The organism is Nonomuraea sp. NPDC049028 (genome assembly GCF_043197735.1).
Taxonomy (GTDB): domain Bacteria; phylum Actinomycetota; class Actinomycetes; order Streptosporangiales; family Streptosporangiaceae; genus Nonomuraea.
Genome location: NZ_JBICTR010000005.1, coordinates 662,167 through 685,245, shown reverse-complemented (window position 1 = coordinate 685,245; position 23,079 = coordinate 662,167). Strand labels below are relative to the sequence as shown.

The following is a 23,079-nucleotide window of genomic DNA, read 5'->3' as shown; positions in this document are numbered from 1 at the left end:
GAGAGGAAGACACCTGTGCCTTCACGAACTGTACGGCTGATCTCGGGGCTCACCACCGCGGTGGCACTCGGCGGAACCATGCTGACCACCGCGACGCCCGCCTCGGCGGCCAGCCGCGACGGAGTCTGCGACAGCGGCGAGTTCTGCTACTACTTCAACAGCAACAACCAGGGATCGGTCTCCGACTTCACCACTTCGATCCCCGACTACTCCACCACGCAGCCCAGCTGCTACGACTTCAAGGGCCCCGGCGCGGGCAAGGGCAAGTGCATCAAGAACGCCGCCGCCTCCGCCTGGAACCGCAGCAGCAAGAAGGTCCGCGTCTACTTCAACACCGGCCTCACCGGCTCCTACCAGGACTTCGCCCCAGGCGCCAAGGCCAACCTCAACTCCACTCTCAAGAACCAGAACGCCTCCCACGAGTTCCTGGGTAGCTCCCTACCGCCGACCCAATGCAAGACCGACGGCACGGACAGCAAGCTGCCCACGACGATCCTCGTGTACCGCGAGTCCCTCAATCGCGTGGAGCGGGTGGACTTCAAGACCTACGTCAAGAACGTCCTGCCCAACGAGTGGGTGACGAGCTGGCCGAGCGAGTCCCTCAAGGCCGGCGCGATGGCCGTGAAGAACTTCGGCTGGTACTGGGCGCTGCACTCCGCCAGCAAGACGCCGAGCGGCCAGTGCTTCGACGTCTATGACCACACCTCGAGCCAGGTGTACAAGCCCGGCTCCGCGAAGGCGGTGACGAACGCCGCGGTGGACGCGACTTGGGGCACCCGGCTGACTCGCAGCGGGAAGATCTTCCGGGCCCAGTACTGCTCAACGACGACGGCGTGCGGTAACTGGGTCAACGGCGACTGGATGTCGCAGTACGGCTCCCGCGACAAGGCCAGAGCGGGCTGGAGCTACTCCAGGATCCTCAAGAACTACTACACCGGGATCGTCATCGGCTCCTGACCCCTCCGAAGACCATAGTTCCCCGCCGTATCCTGCGCGGCGGGGAACTATGGCGCGTCGACGATGATCTGGAAGTTGACCGGCCGGCTTCCGGGGAAAAGGACCGTTCCCGAGGCGTCCACCATCTTGAATCGCACGTAGCACAGGCCCGGCTTGCTCGGCGTGGTGACGACGGTCTGGATGTCGACCAGCTCGCCGGGTTGGGTGTCCTTGATCGGCACGTGGGAAATGGTCTGGCACTGATCGGCCTGCTGCGTGACGTCGAGGCGACGCAGCGAATAGCCCTTCCACGGCACGGTCCCGGAGTTCTTGAGTCGCCATGTCTTGGTCACGGTCTTACCGGTGCCGACGCGCGAGCAGTCGGGGAGCGTGACGTCCTCGATGAACGTCACCGCGTCCCCCTTGTGCAGCGGCGCGGCCAAGGGCGGGCTGGTCGAACGCACCGGGCAATCGGCCGGGGACAGCGCGGCCATCGCCGAGGTGCCGGACAGGGCCGGGCCGGGTTGTACGTCGGGCGTGGCGCCGCGATTGATGGTGGCCACGATGACGGCCACCGACCCCACGGTGACGACCGCCGCCGCGAACGCGGCCGGGCGGATCCACCGTGATCGCCCTTGTCCCTCCGGCGTATGGACCTCGCCCACGATCTCGCCGGTCGACCATCCGTGGGCGAGCCGCACGGTATGGGGTTCCGCGGCTTCGCCGGGCAGATGATCCGCTGAGGTGTCCGTGCGAATCGAAAGCTCCCCGGTGCTCCCCGACCTGACCGCCAAGTTCGCTCGCTCCCAGCGTTCGCGGTACGCGGCCGGGTCCGCGCCGCACACCTTGAGGAACTCGACGGTGGTCTCCCAACTCGGGAGCCGGTTACCCTTCGTAGCCTCGTGCAGCGTTGTGTGAGAAATCGCCCCTGACCGACCGGACATTTCCCGAAAAGACGGGTTGCCGACCGAGGTGCGCAGTTCCCGCAAGGTCACCGCGAAGTCCTCGATCGCCTCCGTCCGTACCCGCGTGTCGTCCACCGTGTGAAGCTAACAGCACCCATGGTGTTCATCAACCGAAACGGACAATCCCAGTGAGACGGTGCTTGAGAAGGCAACCGATAACCCGAGAACCATTCGCACCATTCATCGTTCCGCTCGAATACGGTGCGCAGCATGGTCGCCACCCAAGGTGGCGGGCCCACCGTCCGGCGCGAAGGCCGGACTCGCCACGCCATCGCCGTACCCGTCGGACGAAGCGACCGTCAATGGCCCCGTCAGACGCTGAGAATGTATGAACCGGCTTTCCCGTCTTTCCGAGAATCCGAGTCAATGAAGCCATAACCCGTGTGTTCACCCCCGAGGGCATGGTTCGTGGGCGATCTAGGCCACCCCTGAACTGGCACGAGTGAGATCCAAGTGACGACAGACGGACACTCTGTAATCCTTCGATTTACATATTCGGACACCGCAAAGCCGCGCCGACTTGACATCTGCTGTAACCACACAGTCGACAGTCGGCAATTTCTCATCCGGCGGGGTAATCCCTCAAGTCAACCGGCCCGCCCATCAAGTCAGCGAGCACGGAGAGTCACTGCCGGCTACGATCTCCAGAGCGTCCGCGCCATCAGCGGACCCGCGGCATGTACCCCTCCACAGGCGGATAGCCGTCCTCCAGCCAAGCGCACATCCGCCAGTTGGCCGCCCACAGCCGCTCCCGATCCGACGTGAACAGCGCGTAGGTCTCGGCGAAGAACTCCTTGGTCGACGTCCGCCCGTACGGCGTGCACGACTGGTATCCGACCTGTGCGGCATAGGCGGCGAACCGCGCCAACAGCAGCCCGGGCGCCGCCAACCCCGCGATATACGTATGCCGCAGCAGCAGCACCGTAGTCACCTTGACGACATCGCGCTGCCCCTCAGGAAGCAACGCGTCCAGCGTCCGGGCGGCGGCCAGCGTGGGGTCCGCCTGCGCGACGGCCGCCGCCTGCGCCTTGGCGAAGGTCGCTATGACATCCCTGACGTTGGGGGGTACGGTCTCCCGGAGTGCCGCCCAGGTCTCGTTCGCGACGGGGACGAAGTCGTCGTTCGCGTCGGTGTAGGCCCCGTAGGCGGTGGTCCAGGTGTTGAAGGCTTGGATGAGCCGATTGTCGGCGTTCGCCAAGGAGGCGCGCAGCCGCTGGTCGAGCAGGTCGTACGCCTGCCGCGGCTTGTCCCTGAGCCGAGCCAGCGACAGTGAGGCCTGCTCGTGGGGGCACATGGTGACCACATGGCCGATCTCGTGCAACAGGGTCCAGTCGCCGCCCGGCCCGCAGTCGCCCGGCGGGCCGGACGCCGCGCGAGTCATGTCGTCGAAGGCGAGGTCGAAGTAATGGACGTGCGGCGTCGGTTCGACAGGCTTCGGACCGATCAGGTCCAGACCACCCGTGCTCACATGGGCCTCGCCGCCGTGCCGGCCGGCCGCTATGGGATCCACGGGCATGTCGCGGATCAGTGAGGTGCCCTTGAGCGCCTCGAGGTCGCCGGCCGGAATGCGCTCGAACGCCGACGCGACCTGGCCGAGCTCGGCCAGGCTCCACGCCTTCGCCGGACGATTGTCGGCAGGCAGCCGGTCGCCCACGCCGCCGAGCGCGAACCGCCTCTGCAGCGCGTCCTTGCCCTCCTTGATCGAAACCGGCCGTGGGTACCACGCCGGTAGCGGCCGGTCCACCACGTCGCCCAGCCGTTCGGCACGCACCACGCGGTTGTCATCGGTGATCAGCTCGTAGCGGGCGGATCCGTTCGGGAGGGGGATCGTCAGCGGCCAGACGGTTCCCGGCAGTTCGAGCGGCTGACCGTCGGGCCGGGTGAGGCGGGTGGTGACACGCATGATCATGTACTGGACGGCATCGCGTTCGTGCACGGGCACGAAGGTGAGGTTGGTGGTGTACTTGGCATCGCGGATCGCGGCGCCGGTGTCCCCGAAGTCCCGGGGCAGCGGTTCCGCTGGGGGGACGAGCCTGAGCATGGTCGGTGCCGGACCGTTACCGTCGCCGAGCAGCAGGTTCATCACTCGGCGCAGCAGGAGGAGGAAGGACTCGTTCTGCTGCAGGTCCTGGCGGGTGAGCGCGCGTAACCGTACGACGCCGTCGGTGCCGGGGCGTACCGTGACGGCGCAGCGGCGCAGGCCGGCCAGGATGCGGTCACGGACCCGCAGGTCAGTGGCCTTCAGCTCGGCCCACTTCTGCTCCAGCAGGCGCAGGTACGCGCCGAAGACGCCCTCCCAGACATCCCCCAGGGCCGCACCGTCCTCGGCGGCCAGAGCCACCCCGGCCAGCTGAGCCGAAGTGACCGGACAGGCCTCCGGCCACTTGGCCAGGAAGACGGCGAAGCCGACGGCGTCCTTGTCCTGCTCGTAGGCAGCGCGCCCGGCGGCGAGGAGCTTGATGACGTCCGTGAGGCGGATTGTCCGCGTCGGGCGATCGATGAGACGACCGTCCGTTTCGTTAAACGACGTCCTGATCTCGTCAAGTTTGATGAGTACCTTGCGCGTGGGCGTCACCGCTGCATCCATGGACGGCTCCCTCCATTGGAACGCTCCCTTGAACGGTAACCGGGGAGATTCCCGATTCCCTACGCTGTGTCCGCTGAATGACAGACCGCGTCAGAGGAGCCCACGTTCCATGGCCACCACGACCGCCGCCGCCCTGGTCTCGACGCCGAGCTTGGCGAAGACGTGCTTGAGGTGCGTCTTGACCGTGGTCTCGCTGATCAGCAGGGTTCTCGCGATCTCCTTGTTGGCCGCGCCCCGTGCCACCAGGCGCAGCACCTCCAGCTCGCGCGGGCTCGGCGCCTGCGTCGCGGGCCCGCGGATGAGCGCGGAGGCGATCGACGGCGCCAGGACCGCGCCGCCCGCGGCGGCCGTACGGACCGCCCGGTGCAGTTCCTCGCGCGGCGCGTCCTTCAGCAGGTAGCCCGCCACCCCGGCGGCCATGGCCCGGGTCACGTCGGCGTCGGTGTCGTACGTGGTCAGCACGATCACCTTGATCTCCGGGTGGTCCACGCGCAATCGCTCGATCGCGCCCACGCCGTCCAGGCCGGGCATGCGCAGGTCCATGAGGATGACGTGCGGCCGTGCCTGCCTGGCCATGGCCAGCGCTTCGTACCCGTCGCCCGCCTCGGCCACCACCTCGATGTCGTCCACGTGGTCGAACATGCCGCGCAGCCCGTCGCGGACCACCGGATGGTCATCCACGATCATCAGCTTGAGGGGATACGCAGGCACAGTGCCGTCCCCTCTCCCGGCGCCGTCTCCACCGTCAGCGTTCCGCCCACGCCGCGGGCGCGCTCGCGCATTGCCGCCAGCCCGTAACCGGAGCCGCGCGCGGCCGGGTCGAAGCCCCTACCGTCATCGAACACGTCCAGCATCACCTCGTCGTCCATGTACGTCAGCGTGATCGCCACCCGGCCCGCCCGCGCGTGCTTGGCCGCGTTGGACAGCCCCTCCTGCGCCGCGCGCAGCAGCGTGGCGCCCACCTCGCCGGGCAGTGGCCGGGGCGGGCCCTCCACCGTCACGGTGGCGCTCACCCCGGACGTACGTGACCACCGCTCGGCGACCTGCGCCAGGGCGGCGTCGAGGCGCGCGTCCTGTAGGGGGCCCGGCCGGAGCGCGTCCACCGAGCGGCGGGCCTCTTGGAGGTTGTCGCGGGCCAGCTCCTTGGCCAGCGCGATCCTCCTGCGTACGGCGGGCAGGTCGGGTGTGCCCGATCCGGGCATGGCCTGCTCGGCCGCCTCAAGCTGGGTGATGATCCCGCTCAGCCCTTGGGCGATGGTGTCGTGAATCTCTCTGGCCAGTCTGGCCCGCTCCTCCAGCACGCCGAGCGTCTTGGTCTGCTCGCTCTGGCGCAAGACGTAGGTCAGGAACATGCCGATCGCCACCACCAGGCCGCAACTCCCGGCGAGCCGCCACAGGGCGTCGGGGTCGTCCAGGTAGCCCCTGGCCGCGAACGTGCACAGGATCGTCGCCACGGCTCCCGCGTACGACCAGGGGATGGGCAGCATCACGTACGGCTGGGGCATCAGCCCGAAGATCACCACATCGAAGGAGCGGTCGGTGAGCACCAGCGCGACGTAGAGAGCGCAGAGCACGGCCAGGTGGAGCGCCATGGGGCGGAGCCGGCCGAGCAGCTGCGGCCGGCGGACGACGAAGAACCAGTGCCAACCGGCCAGCGACGCGAGCACCACCAGAGTCACGGGGGCCGGGCTCTTGTTCTCGCCGATCGACAGGATCAGCCCCAGCGCCAGGCAGGCGTAGAACAACAGGTGGAAGGCGCGCACCCAGCGCGCCTCCCAAACGTTCACGCCGTCACTCCCATCGGAACAGCGCCGCGGCCACCGCCGTACCCGCCACGATTATCCCGGCAAGGATCATCATCGGGAAGAGTACGGTGGCGCCGGTCCAGGCGGCGTTCAGCAGGTCCACGCCCGGGGTCAGCGGCAGGAAGTCGCCGATCACGCGGAGCGAGTCGGGCAGGGCCTTGCGGGGCACGGCCGCGCCGGCCAGGAAGACCATCGGGAACATGACCATCATGCCGATCAGGCTCGCGCCCCTGGTGTTGCGGACGATCGCGGCGATCACGAAGCCGAGCGCGCAGACCGTCACCGAGCACAGCACGAAGGCGACGGCCAGCAGGGGTACGTTCGTGGGCGGCTTCGCGCCGAACCCCACGATCGCGGCCACCACCAGCAGCGCCGAGCCGACCAGAGCCGCGGCGACCTGCGCCACCAGCTGGGCGCCGAGCAGCAGGACCGGGGAGATCGGCGTGGTCGCCAGCCGCTTGAGCACCTTGCGCTCGCGGTAGGCGGCCACGATGCCGGGCATGGCGCCCATGCCGCCGATGGCCGCGATCATCGCCATGTAGCCGGGAACCGCGCCGCTGTCACCGCGCTTGAGCACCAGGAGCATCAGCGGAAAGGCCATCATGAAGAACACCGAGGCGGGATCGCGCAGCAGCAGCCTCAGTTCGGTCGTGGTGAGCGCGGTGAACGCCTTCATTGGTCCGCTCCTTCCAGGGCGAAGTACGCCTCTTCCAGGCTGGAGGTGCCGGTCCGGGCGATGATCTCGGCCGGGGTGCCCATGGCCCGGATCCGGCCGCGGGCGAAGACGGCCAGGCGGTCGCACAGGGCCTCGGTCTCGTCGAAGTAGTGGCTGACCAGCACCACGGTGGTGCCGGAGGTCTTCAGCTCCCGCACCAGCCGCCAGGTCTCCCGGCGGGCAATGGGGTCCAGGCCGGTGGTCAGCTCGTCCAGCACGACCACCTCGGGGTCGCCGACCAGGGCCAGGGCGAGCATCAGCCGCTGCTTCTGCCCGCCGGACAGGTCGCCGTACGCCTTGCGCGCCAAGGGGGTCAGTCCCCAGCGCTCCATGACCACCCGCCAGTCGGCGGGCTGGTGGTAGAAGGAGGCGAAGGCGTGCAGCGCCTCGGCGACCTTGATCCGCTCCGGCAGTGCGCTCTCCTGAAGCTGGGCGCCGACGCGCTGGGCCAGGGCCCGGCGTCGGCGCGCGGGGTCCTCGCCCAGGACGCGCACGCTGCCTCCATCGGCGCGCCGCAGCCCGAGGAGGCATTCGACGGTAGTGGTCTTGCCCGCCCCGTTGTGACCGGCGATGCCGAAGGTCTCGCCGGCGTGGACCGTGAACGTGACGCCGTCCACGGCGGTGGTGTCCCCGTACGTCTTGCGCAGGTCTGTCACCTCGATGGCTTCCATGCCTCAAGACTCCCGTCGGGGCGGGTCGCGCAACATCGCCCATCACGCCGCCCCGGCATCCTCCATCCGGGTGATGCGCGTCGGTTCCTGAGCGGCGCGTTTCACCCGCTCTCGCGCTATGAAGGGATATGTGGAATCTGCCCACTACTGGCGTTACCACGGGCTCGGTGGCCTGGATCTGATGCGCGCGCAGTTCGTCCAGCACCGGTTCGCCCGGCACAGCCACGAGACGTACGCGATGGGAACGCTGGAGGCCGGTCAGGAGGAGATCCGGTTCTCCGACGGCGTGCAGTACGCGGGGACGGACGAGGTCGTGGTGATCGAACCGGGCGTCGTCCACACGGGCGGGCCCCACACGACCGACGGATGGACGTACCGGGTGCTGTATCCGAGCGTCGAGCAGGTGCGGGAGGTCGCCGACGAGATCGGCGTGCCCGGCGGGACCCCGTCGTTCGAGCGGCGGGTGATCACCGACCCGCGGATGGCCCGGCGAGTGGCGGCCGCCCATCGCGCGGCGGAGTCCGGCGCGTCACTGGCCGCGGACTCACAGCTCCACACGCTGCTGACCTTAATGCTCCGCGCGTACGGCACGCGGTGGACTTCCTGGCCGACTGGGTCCGCGATCTGGACTCGGCGCCCGCGAGCGACTACCGGCAGGCCGGGCAACTGGTCACCACGTTGGGGCGCCCGCCCGGCGACGGACCCGGCGACTTCGCCGCACTCCTGGAGCTCTTCCGCCAAGCCGCCGGGCAAGGCGTGGACACGGCCGGTCCGGGCTATCTCGCCTACTTCCCGGCAGGCGGGCTGGTCACAGCGGCGCTGGCCGAACTGCTGGCCCTGACCGTCAACCACTTCACCGGCGTGGCCCAGGTCGCGCCCGCGCTGGTCGCCATGGAGCACGGGGTGCTGACCTGGTTCTGCGACCGGTTCGGGCTGCCGGAGGGCTCGGGCGGGCTGGTCACGACGGGCGCGTCGGTGGCGACCCTCTCGGCACTACTCGCCGCCCGCCATGCCCACGCCCACGGGGACGGCGGCAGCGTCAACGGCAACGCCCACGGCGACGGCGTGTTGTATGTGACCGAGCACACGCACTATTGCGTCGCCAAGGCCGCCCGCATCGCTGGCCTGCCCGCCGAGCGGATCCGTATCGTGCCGGCCACCGCGGACCTGCGCATGGACGTCTCGTCGGCGGCCACGATGATCGCCGCCGACCGCGCCGCAGGGCTGCGTCCGTTCCTGCTGGTCGGCACCGCGGGGTCCACCAGCTCCGGCACCATCGACCCGCTTGTGCAGCTGGGCGAGCTGGCTCGCGAGGAAGGGCTGTGGTTCCACGTGGACGCCGCCTACGGGGGCGGGTTTCAGCTCACCGAACGGGGCCGGGACCGGCTCGCCGGGATCGAGGCGGCCGACTCGATCGCGCTGGATCCGCACAAGAGCGTCTTGAATTCTCTGTGGTTCCCTGAAGGAATCAGGTAACTCGGATGGGCGTGGCCTGGCCTGGGCTGTTCCCGTGCTCGATGAACGTGAGCACGGGGGTGGCTTTGGCGTGGTGGAAGCCGGTCCGATGGTGAGAATTCCTGACATGCCCTGTCCGGTACGGCTGGTGCCGTCCCGGCTTGGGTGCATGGCCCGCCGGACGCTGTCCACCGCCGGTGAGCGGTGGGGCGGGCACCGTGCGCCGGTCGGGCACACGGCTGGACGTCATCGAGTTGTTTCGTGGGCTGGCCGGGGCGCGGGTGGGCCGTTTCGGGGTGGGGCGCCTCTTGGCTCTGTCACGTGCTGCCGGGCGGGGATGCAGATCGGTTCGGGTACGGCGGGCGCGGCGGGCCGCCCGGGTGGGTTTGCGTGTTGGTCGGGCGCGGGCGACGTTGCCTTCCACGATGGCGTGGATGGTGCGCACCCCGGTGGAACGGTGGGTGCGAGTGGTGTGTTGGCCGAGCAGGCCACGGGAGACGATCCGCTCGGCCGCTGCCCAGTCCCGGTCACAGGACAGGCCGCAGGCCGGGCAGTAAGCCCACCTCCAGCCCCGCTCGGCGAGCCGGTCCGGAGCCGGGCAATGCTTGAGCACCGACGTGCCCTCCCCGCACCGGGGGCAGTACCGGGAGGTGCCACGCGCCGCGACCGTGACCACCGCGATGGCGTGCTTGGCCGCCAGATGCCGGATCGCCTCGATGATCCGCCCGCGCACCTGCCCCGACAGCCGCGCGTTCGCGCTGCCTCGGCGTCCGCGCGCCTCCAGGGTGGCCAGGTCCTCCACATAGATGACCGTCGCTCCTGCGGCGGCGGCCTGATCGACCGCCCATCGCGCTGCCGACCAGGTCAGTGCCTTGTTCAGATTGCGGATGCGGGCGCACAGCCGCTCATGCTCGACACCGATGCGCTGCCAGGCCGTACTCAACGCGAGGTAGCGGGGATCAGCAGGCGTGATCGCGGCTAGGAGCTTTTCCAGGTGCCGGTGCTTGGCGGCCAGGTGTTCACGCTCGCCGCGCAGCCGGTGCAGCTTGGCCGACACACCGCTCGCATCGTAGATTAGCGGCCGCCCATCACTGATCACCCGGCCATCGGCCAGACGCCCCGCCACTCCGGTCAGCAGCCCGTTGAGGCCCCAGTCGAAGCCGCACCCGACCCGATGACCGGTAGCGGGCGCGAAGCCGACCGGGATCTGGAACGGCAGATCGACCCGCACTCGCCCCTTGACCACCCGCACGGTAGGGGCGCACAACGCCGCCTCCGCCGGGACGGTCGGCGGCAACGCGAACGGCAGCACATGCCACGCCCAGTCCCGAGAAGACGCGGGGAATTCGACCAGGGGAAGCCGCACCCGCAGGCGGGCACTGCGAGGGCCGGTGCGCTCCAGGGTGAGCAGTTGCCGGTCAGCCGCCGCCAGCACCACCTGCGCCGCAACGTTCGGCGGCTCCTCCAGTTCGGTCAGATCGGCCGGGAACGCGCCATGCTCGTCGAGGTAGGCGCGAACCTGCCGGGTCCGGTTCCGGATGTCGGCCGCGCTCACCCCGTCCGGCAGCAACGCGCGCAGCGCCTCCCACTCGGCGCCGGTGTGTGCACCTGGGTCGTGCGGCCAGGTGGCCACGATCGCCGCCACCAGACGGCGCCGGTGCAACGCCAGCCGCAACAAGCGGGCGGCCTGCTCCTGCGCGCACCGCAGCACTCGATCGCACACACGTACGCCCGAGGGCGGGCTCACGACCCAGCCGAGCCTGCGCAGCGCCATCCAGCCCTTCGACGGCAACACCCGCCCATCCAGCCCCACCCCGGACCCCAAAGCGTCCAGATCAGCCGCATTCCACCGGGCCACCACCAGACGGGCGGTCACCTCGCGTGCCAGAGCGGTCAGCCAGGCCACCCGCCGCACCACCAGCGCCTGCGCGACGACCTCACCGCTCGCCTCCACCACCGCCGCGTAAGCGGTGCAGGAGGCTGTCGCGGTGAGCCTACTCACCCACCGCCCCCATCGCCCCCATCAGGTCATCGGCCACCAGGCGGCATCGACGCGTACACCTCACGACCCGCAGCCCAACCTGCACCCGCCCACCCCTCGCCACCACGATTTGTGATCGCAACGCTACCAAGAGTTGACAGCTTTGGGTAGAACACTTGAGCGATACACGTCCACCGGATACCGATCCGTGCCGCGGATCACGCTGTACCGGCACAGCGCGGACTACGGCCCCAGAACAGAACCTGAGGTTTCCATAGCGAACACGAAGAACGGTTCATACCCTGTTCCTGCCGTATGGCACGGGCCTGCTCCTGGTGCGCGACCCGGCCGTACTGCATGCCGCCCACGCGGCCGACGCCCGGTACCTACAGGACCTCAGCCCGGTGGACGACCTGCCCGACTTCGGCCACCTCGGGGTGGAGCTGACCCGGGAGTTCCGCGGGCTGCGGCTGTGGCTGCCCTTGCACCTGCACGGCGTACGGGCCTTCGAACGGGAGCTGGACGAGAAGCTCGACCTCGCCGCCCACGTCCACCGACAGCTCGCCCAGGACCCCCGCTTGGAGGTGCCGTGGCAGCCAGACCTGACAGTGGTGCTCTTCCGGCTGCGCGGGACGGACGAGGACAACAGACGGCTCCTGGCCGAGATCAATTCCAGCCGACGCGTGTACCTGAGCAGCACCACCATCGACGGCCGGTTCTTCCTGCGCCTGTGCGTGCTCAGCTTCCGCACCCACGCGGACCGCGTCGAGGAGGCACTGGGAATCATCCGATCAGCCTGCTGACGCAAGGCGACGCTGTGGTGGGTGTCGCACGCCTACCATCCGGAGGTGGCGGTGCGATTGATCTGCTGGTTTCCACCGAACACCGGGAAGGTCGTCGTGGCCTTGTTCGCCGGCGACAAGGCCAAGCTGGGCGATCTGTTCTACGACAGCGTGGCCGCACGCGCGGACGGGCTGATCGATCAGTGGAAACGGGAGACAGCGTTTGAGGAGAAGCCATGACCGAGCCTGACAACACCTTCGTCCGCGGCAATGAACACCTGGACCGACTGCTCGCCGATCCCGAACTCGCCGCTGACGTGGCCCAGGCGCACGAGGCGGCCGAGGAAATGGACCGCGCCTATGCCATGAACCTAGCGATGATCCGCAAAGCCGGACAGATGACCCAGGTCGAAGTGGCCAAGAGACTCGGTGTGGGACAGGCTGTGGTGTCCCGGCTGGAGAATCGCAGCGACATGCTGCTGTCCACTCTGTTCGACTACCTCACGGCAACAGGAGCCGAAGGCGCCAGCATCGTCGTGACCGTCCACGGACGCCGCATCGAACTGGACCTGGCGCAACTGCGCGCCGCCTCCTCCGACCAGCGATCAGCGTGATCCGTCCGCTCCGCGCCTGAGGTTACGAGCACTGACTGGCTGTCTCCACGGGTCGGTCAGAGCATTCCAAGCAGGTGAACACGTACATCGATCCTGCGTCACCGATCATGATGCCTGCGGGTTCCTGGAGTTCGGAGACCTGGTGGGGGCGCAGCAGGTGCTGTTCTTCCAGTGGTACCCATCTCTTGTCCGACCCCCCATCGTGCTCCCAGCTCGCGATGGTGAGCAGGTGCGACATCTCGTGTCCGCGGTCGCACTCCATCGAGATCGGGTCCTGAATCCAGTCAACCCACCCGCCGACCTTGGTTCCCGGGGCCGTGGACAGGTGGTCCTGGTAGCTCCATTCCTCGGGATTGTGCGAAGAGTCGCTCCATTCGGCGACCTTCTTGTCCAGCTCCCGGCGGGCCACAGCAGAGGACCGCCCATGGAACTATCCGTGATGGCCGGAGCTCCACGGCGCGGGTGCAGCCGGACCGTGGTCTTCACCTGGTCAGCCAGGTCCGGAAAGATCGCCGCCACATCCACTGGCGCAGGCGGGGTCGACAGTCGCACGCCTTCTCACTCCGATCATCAGGAAGTCCGTGGACGCAAACCGTAGAGCAGCGCTCCGACAGAACGGAACGTGTGTGCTCTCCAGGACTGATCACTGGGCCATGAGGAGGGGCGACCGCACTCGTTCACTCCCCGGTTCGGCTTTCTACCCGTTCGCCGCACAGTAGCCGGGACCGCCCGTCTGCTGAGCGGCCAAGGGCGTCGAGGTTGGACTGGTCACGGTCCCGGAAGGCCAGGTCAGATACCGTCGGCGGGTTTTGGCGGCGTTACTGGGTGTCGTCACACCCGCGAAGCCCAGAGCCGCTGATAATACGGATTACTTCAGCTATTACCCCTTGACATCCTCTAATGTCCGGTTTCACAATGACCGAACTAATGCGCATTAGCAGGACGATGGGTGATACGCACAGTGACTGGTTCAGGGCGGCGTCTGACGCAGCAGGACATCGCGCGCATGACTGGCGTGAGCCAGACGACGGTGTCACTGGTGCTCAACGGGCGGGCCGACGGCGAGGTGCGGATCTCGCCCGAGACCCGCGACCGAGTACTCCAGGTAATCAGGGAGACCGGATACGTTGCCGATCCGGCGGCGCGCGGGCTGGCCGAGCGGCGCAACCGCATCTACGGCGTGTTCACCTACGAGGCCGTCTTCCCGGCGGAAGGTGCTGATTTCTACCATCCGTTCCTGGTCGGCATCGAGGAGTGTGCCGAGGAGGCGGGCTGTGACCTGCTGCTGTTCACCAGTGCCAAGGTGGAGCAGGGTGAGCGGCGGCGGATCTTCAGTGGGGAGAGCCGGATTCGGCTGGCTGACGGATGCGTTCTGCTCGGCCGGACGATCGACCGGGACGACCTGTCTCGGCTGCTGACCGAGGGCATCCCGTTCGTTTCGGTCGGCCGTCGCGATGACGCCGGTGGGCCGGTGCCGTACGTCGGGGCCGACTACCCGCCCGCGATGCGCGCGCTGGTCGAGCGGGCGGCGGCGCTCGGGCATCGCCGGATGGCCTATGTCGGAGTGGGGGCGGGTGCGGAGTCCTTCGCCGATCGGCTGCGCGGTTTCACCGCAGGTGTGGCCGCGACCGGTGTCGAAGGGTTGCACCTGACCACCGCGGACGGGCTGTTCGACTCCGGTGCGAGCGTGGTGTTCGCCGAGGAGCTGGCCGACGGCGTGGCCATCGTCGAGAGCGCCCGAGCCCGTGGCCTGGACGTGCCGCGCGACCTGTCCATTCTCGCGCTGGGCGCGTCCACCAGGCCGGTGTCGACCGACATCGACTTCGCCGGGTTCCGCATTCCCCGGCGGGAGATGGGGCGCAGGGCCGTCGAGTTGCTTACCGGGGTGCTGGAACGCGGTGGTGTTCCGCAGGAACTGCTGGCGTGCGAGCTGGTCGAGGGATCGACGTTGGCACCCGCACCCCGGACATGACCCTGGCCTCCGGACATGACCCTGGCCCCCGTACCTGACACAGACCGTACTTGAGGAGAGGTAAAACCCCACGTGGTTGAGATATCGGTAGACGCGCTCGTCGTCGGCGGTGGGCTGGGCGGCGTGGCCGCCGCGCTGGCCCTGTTGCGGGCCGGGCGCTCGGTGGTGCTCACCGAGGAGTACGACTGGCTGGGCGGACAGCTCACCAGCCAGGCCGTACCCCCGGACGAGCACACCTGGGTGGAGCGGTTCGGCGTCACGGCGAGCTACCGCGCGCTGCGCGACGGCATCCGGCGTTACTACCGCGACCACTATCCGCTGACCGAGCGGGCGCGGGCGTGGCGGGAGCTGAACCCGGGCGCCGGGCACGTCAGCAAGTTGTGCCACGAGCCGCGGGTCGCCGTCGCGGTCATCGACGAGATGCTGGCCCCCTACCGGGGGTCGGGCAGGTTACGCGTACTGCAGCCGTACCGGCCGGTCGGGGCCGAGGTGGACGGCGACCGCGTCACGGCCGTGCGGCTCGCGCATCGCGACAGCGGCGACGAGATCACGGCGGTGGCGGCGTACGTGCTGGACGCCACCGAGACCGGCGAGCTGCTGCCGCTGGCCGGGGCCGAGTACGTGACCGGGTTCGAGTCGCGCGACGAGACCGGTGAGCCGAGCGCCCCGGCGACGGCCCAGCCGATGAACATGCAGGCCGTGTCCGTGTGCTTCGCGATCGACCACGTGGACGGCGACCACACCGTGGACAGGCCCGCCTCGTACGACTTCTGGCGCGCCTACCAGCCGCCCTTCTGGGGCGACCGGCTGCTGTCGTGGCGCTGCCCGAGCCCGCGGACGCTGGAGATCCTGGAGCGTTCCTTCACCCCGAACCCGGGTGACGACCCCCGCCTGGTGGAGGCCGACCAGCGGGTCAATCCGGGCGACGGCAACCTGTGGACGTTCCGCCGGATCGCCGCCCGCGACAACTTCCGGCCCGGCGCGTACGACAGCGACATCACGCTGGTCAACTGGCCGATGATCGACTACCTGGAAGGGCCGATCATCGACGTGCCGGACGCCGATCGGCACCTGGCGGCGGCCCGCGAGCTGTCGATGTCGGTGATGTACTGGCTGCAGACCGAGGCCCCTCGCCACGACGGCGGCACCGGCTACCCGGGCCTGCGGCTGCGCGGCGACGTCACCGGCAGCGCCGACGGGCTCGCCCAGGCCCCCTACATCCGCGAGTCCCGGCGCATCCGGGCCCTGACCACCGTCACCGAACAGGACCTGTCCGTGGCGGTACGCGGCGACAAGGGCGCCGCCTCCTATCACGACTCGGTGGGCGTGGGCATGTACCGCATCGACCTGCACCCCTCGACCGGCGGCGACAACTACATCGACGTCGCCTGCTCCCCGTTCGAGATCCCTCTCGGAGCGCTGGTCCCGCAGCGGATGACCAACCTGCTGCCCGCCTCCAAGAACATCGGCACCACCCACATCACCAACGGCGCCTACCGTCTGCATCCGGTGGAGTGGAACGTCGGCGAGGCGGCCGGCGCGCTCGCCGCCTTCTGCCTGGACCAGGCCACCACGCCGCACGCCGTGCGCGCGGACGGGCGGCTCCTGGCCGACTACCAGCACCGGCTCGCCGGCGACGGCGTGGAGCTGCGCTGGCCCGACGTCACCGGTTACTGACGTACAAGGAGAATCCCCCATGAAAGCACCCGGGAAGCTGGCGGCCCTCACGCTGACCGCCCTCCTCACCCTCACCGCCTGCGGCGGCGGTGACGCCGCGCCGGCCGCGAAGGGCCCGCAGCCGCTGCGCATGTCGATCTGGACCTCCAACGAGGCCCACCTGAAGCTGTTCAAGGAGATCGCCGCCGAGTACCGCAAGTCCCACCCGCAGGTCGGCGAGATCACTTTCGACCCGATTCCGTTCGAGAACTACACGACCACGCTGACCACGCAGATCGCCGGCGGCAACGCCCCCGACCTGGCGTGGATCCTGGAGAACTCCGCGCCGGACTTCGTCGGCTCCGGCGCCCTCGTCCCGCTCAAGAGCAAGATCGAGAAGGTGGACGAGCTGGTCCCCGCCGCCACCCGGCTGTGGGAGAACGGCGGCGAGCTGTACGCCTACCCGTTCTCCACCTCGCCGTTCGGCATCTTCGTCAACACCGACCTGGTCAAGTCCGCGGGCCAGAAGTCGCCGCGTGAGCTGATCAAGGCGGGCCAGTGGGACTGGGAGCACGCCAACGAGATCAACAAGGCCGTCGCGGCGAAGGGCAAGAACGGTCTGACCATCCTCAACTTCGACTACAAGGCCTGGGACAACCTCGCCACCATCTGGCAGGGCTGGGGCGCCAAGGCGTGGAGCGACGACGGCGCCACCTGCCAGTTCAACTCGCCCGAGATGGTGGAGGCCATGACGTTCGTCCACAAGGCGATCTTCACCGACAAGTCCATGCCGGGGCCGGGCACCGCCGTCGACTTCTTCTCCGGCGACACCACGATGGCCGTGGCCCAGATCTCCCGCGCCGCCATGCTGAAGGACGCGACGTTCAAGTGGGACCTGGTGCCGCTGCCCGCCGGGCCGAAGGGCAAGTACGCGGTCATGGGCCAGGCCGGGATCGGCGTGCTGAAGAAGTCGCCGAGGGCCGAGCAGGCCGCCGACTTCCTCGCCTACTTCACCAACGCCGCCAACTCCGCCAAGCTCGCCGCGTACTTCCCGCCCGCGCGTAGCTCCCTGCTGACCGCCGACACCATGGCCAAGACCAGTCCCATGCTGAACAGCGACCAGCTCCAGGAAGTGGTGATCGACGGCATCGAGAAGGGCGTGGTCAAGCCCAGCCACAAGGGGCAGGCCGAGCTCGCCCAGACCGCCAGGGCCGCGCTCGACCCGCTGTGGAAGCCGGACGCCGACGTCAAGGCGGTGCTGGACGGCGTGTGCGCGAAGATCCAACCGTTGCTGGGCGGATGACGTGACGGTGACGGATCTGGGCAACCGGGTGGCCGAGCGCGCCGCCACCCGGCGCCGCCCCTTCTGGACGATCCCCCGGCGCGACGCCCTGGTCGGTTACCTGCTGATCTCGCCGCAGCTCGTGGGAAGCGCGCTGTTCGTCCTGCTGCCGCTCGGCCTGGTCGTCTACTACAGCCTCCAGGAGTGGAACGTCCTGGCGGGCACGTTCGAGTTCGTCGGCGGCGACAACTACGCCAAGCTGCTCGCCGACCCGAACATGGGGCAGGTGCTGACCAGCACCGCGCTCTTCTCGGTCGGCCTGGTCGTGCTCAACCTCGCCCTCGCCCTGCTCCTGGCCATCCTGCTCGACCAACGGCTGCGCGGCACCACGTTCTTCCGGACGCTGTTCTTCTCGCCGGTGCTGGTGTCGCTGGTCGCCTGGACCATCGTCTGGCAGTTCCTGCTCCAGCAGGACGGCGGCGTCAACGGCGTGCTCGGTCTGGTGGGCGTGGACGGTCCCAACTGGCTGCGCGGCGAGACCACCTCCCTGCTGTCGGTCATCGTCGTCCAGGTCGTCAAGAACGTGGGCCTCAACATGGTCCTGTTCCTGGCCGCGCTCCAAGGCGTGCCGCGCCAGCTGTACGAGGCGGCACAGCTCGACGGCGCCGGCGCCTGGACCCGGTTCGTGCGCATCACGGTGCCCCTGATCAGCCCGACGATCCTGCTCACCTCGATCGTCACCGTGGTCGGCTCGCTGCAGGTGTTCGCCCAGATCGCCGTGCTCACCCAGGGTGGGCCAGGCATGTCCACCACCGTCCTCGTCTACTACCTGTACCAGCAGGCCTTCCAGTTCCGGCACCTCGGCTACGGAGCCGCCCTGTCGGTCCTGCTGTTCCTGATCGTCGCGGCGCTGACGTTGCTGCAGTGGCGGCTGCGCCGGAGGTGGGTCTTCCATGAGTCGTAGGATCAAGCTCGCGTTGTACGCGCTGCTGTGCGTGCTGTGCGTGCCGTTCGTCTTCCCGACCTGGTGGATGGTCACCTCGTCGGTGAAGCCGATCAGCGACATCTTCGCCTTCCCGCCCGCGCTGGTGCCCTCCAGGTTTGACTTCTCCACCTATGGCCGGGTCTTCGAGCTGCAGCCGTTCGGGCAGCAGTACTTCAACAGCCTCTACATCGCCGCGGTGGTGACCGTCGGCACGATGGCGGTGGCCGCGATGGCCGGCTACGCCTTCGCCCGCGTCCGCTTTCCCGGCCAGAACGTGCTCTTCCTGGTCGTGCTCGTCGGCCTGCTGATCCCCAGCGAGGTGACGATCGTCCCGCTGTTCCAGATGTTCCACACCCTGGGGATGACCGACACGCACTGGCCGCTGATCCTGGTGCCGATCCTGGGCGCGCCCAGCGTGCTGGCGACGTTCATCATGCGGCAGTTCTTCATCACGCTGCCCGGCGAGCTGGAGGAGGCCGCCAGGGTCGACGGGCTCGGCCGCTTCGGCACCTTCTACCGGGTGGCGTTGCCGCTGGCCAGGCCGGCGCTCGGTGCGGTCGCCATCTTCACGTTCCTGCACTCGTGGAACCTCTACCTCGAACCGATCGTGTTCCTGTCGACCCCGTCGAAGTTCACCCTGCCGCAGGCGCTCACCCAGTTCGTCGACGCCTACGGCTCGCCCCTGTGGAACGTACAGCTGTCCGCCGCCACGATGACCGCCCTCCCCATCCTGGTCGTCTTCGTGCTGGCCCAGCGGCAGTTCATCGAAGGGCTCGCGCACACCGGTCTGAAAGGCTGATCATGCTCTCTCGCCGCACCCTCCTCCGCGCCACCGCCTTGCTCCCGGTGGCCGCCACCCCCCTGCTCGTGCCCGGCACCGCGTTCGCGGCGGTCCCCGACCTGCCGCCGCTGTCCACCCTGAATCGCGCGTCGTTCTCCCCCCAGGAGCAGCGCTTCGCGCCGTACCTGGCCACCCTCGCGCCCATGGTCAACGACATGGACGACAGCGGCTTCTTCGCCGGCGGCTGGTGGCGCTCGCCGGCGGCGTCGTACAACGCCCGTGTGCAGGAGCACGTCTTCACGCTGGCTTGGTTCTACGCCAACGCCCGCCCGTGGAACCCGTACGCGGGGAACGCGAACCTGCTGGCCGCGCTCGACGCGGCGCTCGGCCACTACCTGTCACTCCAGCACCCCGACGGCTCCTTCCCCGAGTACAGCCGCAACGAGCACGGCCTGGCCCCCACCGGGTTCGGCATCGGCTACCTGGCCAAGACCCTGCGGATCCTGCGTGCGGCCAAGGTGCTGCCCGCACGGCAGACCCAGCTCACCGCCGCGTTGCACACGGCCATGACCTGGTTCCTGGACCCCGCGAACCACAGCGTCTGGCAGGAACCCCTCAGCTACGCCAACCAGACCACCTCGGGCCTGGCCGGGGCCGCGCTCGCGCTCAAGCTCGACCCCGACCCCGCGCTGTCCAGGAGCCTGACCGAGGCGTTCCCCCGGCTCGCCGCGACCGGCTTGAGCACCGCCGGCTTCTTCCACGAGAAGGGCGGCCACGACATGAACTACAACTTCGAGGTCATGCTCCCCGAGATGGCCGACGCCTACCAGCAGACCTCAGACCTGAACCTGGTGAACATGGCCCGCGCCTTCACCGGCTTCCTGTCCTACAACCTGCTGCGCGAGCCCGACGGCGCCGGGTACATGGTCAACGTCGCCCCCTCCACCCGCACCAGCGCCCGCTGGTACGACGAGGTCCGGCCCGACCCCGACAGGACCGCGCTCAACTGGACGTTCATCCGCCAGGTGCCGCTGCTGTCGGCCTTCCTGACCGCCCGCGAGGACCTCGCCGAGGCCCGCGCCGCCTGGGCCGCCTCCACCGAACCGGTGACGCCGCTCGCCAAGCAGGACACCTCACCGCGCATCCTCACCCACGGCCTCTACGGCGAGGGATTCCCCACCAGACGGCAGCGGGCCGCCGCCATCGCGGACCTGCCCTACCTGCGCTCCGACAACTTCGTGGAACTGCGCAAGGACCGCGGCCAGGACTTCCTGTACGTCCGCAAGCCCGGCCTGTACCTGGGCGGCTACTTCGGCGACCGCGCCTCCCTCGCCCGCACCGGCCTGACCTTCCTGTGGCATCCCGAAGCCGGCACGATCATCTGCGGGCTCAACGACAACAACTACGCCTGCTGGGCCACCGTCTTCCCCGGCCAGGCGCCCGACTCCAACGGCCCGCTGCCCGCCACCTACTTCCACGGCGCCCCCGGTGGCAAGGAGTGGACCGGCGGCCCGCCCCCCGCCGCCCTGGGCATCCGCTACGGCAACGCGAACGTCACCACGGACGTCCTGGTCACCCGCCGGACGATCCGGCGCACGGTCAAGGCGAACGCCGCCGCCACCGAGCAGATCCCCCTCGTCCTCCGTCCCACGGACGTCCTCACCTTCACCAACGGCACACAGGCCGCGTTCGGCGGTTCGACCACGGCCACCGCCGACGGCTTCGACATCCGCCGGGGCCGCACCACGATCCGTTTCCGCTGGGGCACCCCGATGGAGGCGACCGTCGCGGCCGGTTCCGTGCGCTACTTCCGCGACGGCGCCCGCCGCTTCCACGCCCTCCGCATCCCGCACCAGGGCACGTTCGACCTCACGGTCATCGTGGGCTGACGCTGGATAGGTGATTGAATCGGGGGCCGGAGCCGGATGGAGGACATGTGATTCGAGCCGCGACAGCCGAGGACATGCCCGCCGTACGGAAGGTCGCCAAGAGGTTCGGCCTGCTGGCCGGATGGTCTGGGACACCCGATTTCCTCGACGCCGAGCGCTCTTTCGGCACGCTCCTCTTCGCCGCGGACGAGGCCGGTGGAGGGCTCGGCTTCGGTGGCACACTCCGACGTGGCCCCCTCACCCACCTGGGCGATCTGTTCGTACTGCCCGAGCATCAGTCCTCAGGGGTGGGCCGGACCATGCTCACGGAGTTGCTCTCCGAAAACGGGCCGAAAGTGACTTTCGCCTCGTCCGATCCGCGCGCCATGGCCCTGTATATCCGGCACGGACTGCGTCCCTGGGTCCCGCTGCTCTACCTGACCGGGCCGACGGCGGGACTGCCCACGCCACCGGTGCGGCGAACGGATGCGGACGACATCGCGGAGCTGGACGCCCGCGCCTCCGGAGGGCTACGGCGGGCCACCCTTGCCTGGTACGCCGCCCTGCCGGACGTCACTGTGTACGCGACGGACCGAGGTTACGCCGCTGCCCGCCGGACCGGCCACGATGTCGTCATCGGCCCGGGCGGCGGGACCTCCCCACAAGCCTGCGCGGACGCGGTGTTCGGCGCCCTCGCCGCCACCCGGGCGCGCACCGCCCAGATCGCGGTCCCGGGGACGCATCCCCTTGTGCCCACGCTGCTCGGCGCCGGCTGGCGCATCGCGGACATGGACACCTTGATGGCCGACGACGCCGGCCTCGACCTGATCCAACCGGACCGCTACGTCCCCCATCCGGACCTCGGCTGAATCGCAGGTTCAAGGACAGGCCCCGTGCGGGTTGGCGGCCGTACCCTCGGTGCTGAGCAGGACGACCACCGAGGTCGGACCGAGCCCGAGCGTCACACGACGCTCGTCGGCGCCCTCCCCGGCGAGCACCGCGCGGACACCGGCGAGCGCGGCGGCCCCGCACGGGCCCGCTGAAACACCGAGTTCCACCAGGTCACCGGCCGCGCGAGCGGCCGCGGCGTCAGTGATGGCGACCGCGGCGTCCAGCCCGCCGTTCAGGTAGGGCCAGGCGATGCTGGACGGGGTGCCGCAGTTCAGCCCGGCCATGGCGGTTGGGCCGGTGGTGACGCTGACGGCTTCGCCACGGGTGAGGCTCTCGATGACGCAGGCCGCGGCTTCCGGCTCGACCGACAGCAAGGCCGGCGCCGGTACGGGCGGACGGCCGCGGTAGTGGGTGACCACGGCTTGGGCCAGGGAGCCGACGCCCACCGGGACGGCGACGAGCCCGGGCGCCGTGGCTCCCGCGGCGGCGAGCTGCTCGTCGATTTCCACGCAGAGCGTGGAGTAGCCCTCGACGATCCAGCCCGGGATCGTCTCGTAGCCGGGCCAGGCGGTGTCCTGGATCAGGATCGCGTCGGCGGCGGTGGTGGCCGCCTCGGCCGCCTGGTGTACGGCGTCGTCGTACGAGCCCGGAACCCGGGTGATCTCCGCCCCCTCGGCGGCTATGGCCGCCACGGCGTCCGGATGGACACCCCGGGGGACGAAGATGTGCGCGCGCCGGCCGAGCAGCCGCGCCGTCCTGGCCACGGCGCGGCCGTGGTTGCCGTCGGTGGCGCTGACCAGCGTGACGGGCTCCGCGGCGGTACGCTCCGCCAGGGCCCGGTGCACCGCCCAGGAAGCGCCCAGCACCTTGAAGGCCGGCAGCCCGAGGCGGGACGACTCGTCCTTGACGAACACCCGGCCGACCGCCAACTCGGTAGCCAGGGAGGGAAGTTCGGTCAGTGGGGTGGGTGCGTAGCCGGGCAAGGCGGCGTGGAAGTCCCGCACCCCGGCAGGGGCGGGCGCGCAGGTCCAGGACCGGGCGGCGGGCCGGGCGAACCACGGCAGGGTCGTCATGGAAGAAGCGTCATCTAGCACGTCCTCAGCCTGTGGCCCGCGTCAACCATCGGTCCAGCG

21 protein-coding genes are annotated in these 23,079 nt (G+C 69.3%); 13 read left to right on the top strand and 8 right to left on the bottom strand.

What is annotated here, in order from left to right:
• Window positions 1–15: 15 nt before the first annotated feature.
• Window positions 16–957 (top strand): SpoIID/LytB domain-containing protein, encoded by a 942-nt coding sequence (locus tag ACGFJ2_RS22740; RefSeq protein WP_357939502.1) that lies wholly within the window; start codon window positions 16–18, stop codon window positions 955–957.
• Between the two features lie 47 nt (window positions 958–1,004).
• On the opposite strand, the gene ACGFJ2_RS22735 is transcribed toward ACGFJ2_RS22740, so the two are convergent.
• From ACGFJ2_RS22735 to ACGFJ2_RS22710, 6 genes are all read right to left on the bottom strand, one after another.
• A complete protein-coding gene (locus tag ACGFJ2_RS22735) occupies window positions 1,005–1,976 on the bottom strand; it encodes an NBR1-Ig-like domain-containing protein (RefSeq protein WP_357939500.1) in 972 nt (323 codons plus the stop codon).
• Window positions 1,977–2,562: 586 nt separating this feature from the next.
• Window positions 2,563–4,488 (bottom strand): hypothetical protein, encoded by a 1,926-nt coding sequence (locus ACGFJ2_RS22730; RefSeq protein ID WP_393471202.1) that lies wholly within the window; start codon window positions 4,486–4,488, stop codon window positions 2,563–2,565.
• A gap of 90 nt (window positions 4,489–4,578) precedes the next feature.
• Window positions 4,579–5,175 carry a response regulator transcription factor gene (locus tag ACGFJ2_RS22725; RefSeq protein WP_357939496.1) on the bottom strand — a complete coding sequence of 199 codons (597 nt, stop codon included), beginning with the start codon at window positions 5,173–5,175 and terminating at the stop codon, window positions 4,579–4,581.
• Window positions 5,175–6,275, bottom strand: coding sequence for a sensor histidine kinase (locus ACGFJ2_RS22720; protein WP_393471199.1), 1,101 nt, complete (start codon window positions 6,273–6,275; stop codon window positions 5,175–5,177). The genes ACGFJ2_RS22725 and ACGFJ2_RS22720 overlap by 1 nt, the downstream gene beginning before the upstream one ends.
• 4 nt (window positions 6,276–6,279) lie before the next feature.
• Window positions 6,280–6,969: an ABC transporter permease gene (locus ACGFJ2_RS22715; RefSeq protein WP_357939492.1), complete on the bottom strand. Its 690-nt coding sequence runs from the start codon at window positions 6,967–6,969 to the stop codon at window positions 6,280–6,282.
• Window positions 6,966–7,679: an ABC transporter ATP-binding protein gene (locus ACGFJ2_RS22710; protein WP_393471195.1), complete on the bottom strand. Its 714-nt coding sequence runs from the start codon at window positions 7,677–7,679 to the stop codon at window positions 6,966–6,968. The genes ACGFJ2_RS22715 and ACGFJ2_RS22710 overlap by 4 nt, the downstream gene beginning before the upstream one ends.
• Window positions 7,680–7,809: 130 nt before the next feature.
• On the opposite strand from ACGFJ2_RS22710, the gene ACGFJ2_RS22705 reads away from it, so the two are divergent.
• A complete protein-coding gene (locus ACGFJ2_RS22705) occupies window positions 7,810–8,520 on the top strand; it encodes an AraC family ligand binding domain-containing protein (protein WP_393471192.1) in 711 nt (236 codons plus the stop codon).
• Window positions 8,436–9,155, top strand: a complete 720-nt coding sequence (locus ACGFJ2_RS22700) for a pyridoxal phosphate-dependent decarboxylase family protein (RefSeq protein WP_393471429.1) — start codon at window positions 8,436–8,438, stop codon at window positions 9,153–9,155. Before ACGFJ2_RS22705 ends, ACGFJ2_RS22700 begins: the two co-directional genes overlap by 85 nt.
• On the opposite strand, the gene ACGFJ2_RS22695 is transcribed toward ACGFJ2_RS22700, so the two are convergent.
• Window positions 9,148–11,136, bottom strand: a complete 1,989-nt coding sequence (locus tag ACGFJ2_RS22695) for a zinc ribbon domain-containing protein (protein ID WP_393471189.1) — start codon at window positions 11,134–11,136, stop codon at window positions 9,148–9,150. The two genes, ACGFJ2_RS22700 and ACGFJ2_RS22695, sit on opposite strands and share 8 nt — an antisense overlap.
• Before the next feature lie 281 nt (window positions 11,137–11,417).
• Between ACGFJ2_RS22695 and ACGFJ2_RS22690 the strand changes: the two genes are divergently transcribed.
• From ACGFJ2_RS22690 to ACGFJ2_RS22645, 10 genes are all read left to right on the top strand, one after another.
• Window positions 11,418–11,918, top strand: coding sequence for a pyridoxal-dependent decarboxylase (locus ACGFJ2_RS22690; RefSeq protein ID WP_393471426.1), 501 nt, complete (start codon window positions 11,418–11,420; stop codon window positions 11,916–11,918).
• Window positions 11,919–11,939: 21 nt separating this feature from the next.
• A complete protein-coding gene (locus ACGFJ2_RS22685; RefSeq protein ID WP_393471186.1) occupies window positions 11,940–12,137 on the top strand; it encodes a hypothetical protein in 198 nt (65 codons plus the stop codon).
• Window positions 12,134–12,511, top strand: a complete 378-nt coding sequence (locus tag ACGFJ2_RS22680) for a helix-turn-helix domain-containing protein (protein WP_357939483.1) — start codon at window positions 12,134–12,136, stop codon at window positions 12,509–12,511. Before ACGFJ2_RS22685 ends, ACGFJ2_RS22680 begins: the two co-directional genes overlap by 4 nt.
• 949 nt (window positions 12,512–13,460) lie before the next feature.
• Window positions 13,461–14,483: a LacI family DNA-binding transcriptional regulator gene (locus ACGFJ2_RS22675; protein WP_393471183.1), complete on the top strand. Its 1,023-nt coding sequence runs from the start codon at window positions 13,461–13,463 to the stop codon at window positions 14,481–14,483.
• A gap of 72 nt (window positions 14,484–14,555) precedes the next feature.
• Window positions 14,556–16,160 carry an FAD-dependent oxidoreductase gene (locus ACGFJ2_RS22670; protein WP_393471180.1) on the top strand — a complete coding sequence of 535 codons (1,605 nt, stop codon included), beginning with the start codon at window positions 14,556–14,558 and terminating at the stop codon, window positions 16,158–16,160.
• 19 nt (window positions 16,161–16,179) lie between these two features.
• Complete coding sequence (locus ACGFJ2_RS22665) at window positions 16,180–17,442, top strand: ABC transporter substrate-binding protein (RefSeq protein WP_393471177.1); 1,263 nt, start codon at window positions 16,180–16,182, stop codon at window positions 17,440–17,442.
• A 1-nt stretch (window position 17,443) separates the two neighbouring features.
• On the top strand, window positions 17,444–18,385 hold the full coding sequence (locus tag ACGFJ2_RS22660; RefSeq protein WP_393471174.1) for a carbohydrate ABC transporter permease: 942 nt from the start codon (window positions 17,444–17,446) through the stop codon (window positions 18,383–18,385).
• The gene (locus ACGFJ2_RS22655; protein WP_393471171.1) at window positions 18,375–19,205 is read left to right on the top strand and encodes a carbohydrate ABC transporter permease; all 831 of its coding nucleotides are present in this window, start codon (window positions 18,375–18,377) and stop codon (window positions 19,203–19,205) included. The genes ACGFJ2_RS22660 and ACGFJ2_RS22655 overlap by 11 nt, the downstream gene beginning before the upstream one ends.
• 2 nt (window positions 19,206–19,207) lie before the next feature.
• A complete protein-coding gene (locus tag ACGFJ2_RS22650) occupies window positions 19,208–21,076 on the top strand; it encodes a hypothetical protein (protein WP_393471168.1) in 1,869 nt (622 codons plus the stop codon).
• A gap of 47 nt (window positions 21,077–21,123) precedes the next feature.
• Window positions 21,124–21,924 (top strand): GNAT family N-acetyltransferase, encoded by an 801-nt coding sequence (locus ACGFJ2_RS22645; RefSeq protein ID WP_393471165.1) that lies wholly within the window; start codon window positions 21,124–21,126, stop codon window positions 21,922–21,924.
• A 9-nt stretch (window positions 21,925–21,933) separates the two neighbouring features.
• Here the strand turns inward: ACGFJ2_RS22645 and ACGFJ2_RS22640 are convergent, their stop codons facing one another.
• The gene (locus tag ACGFJ2_RS22640) at window positions 21,934–23,019 is read right to left on the bottom strand and encodes a diaminopropionate ammonia-lyase (protein ID WP_393471162.1); all 1,086 of its coding nucleotides are present in this window, start codon (window positions 23,017–23,019) and stop codon (window positions 21,934–21,936) included.
• Window positions 23,020–23,079: the final 60 nt, after the last annotated feature.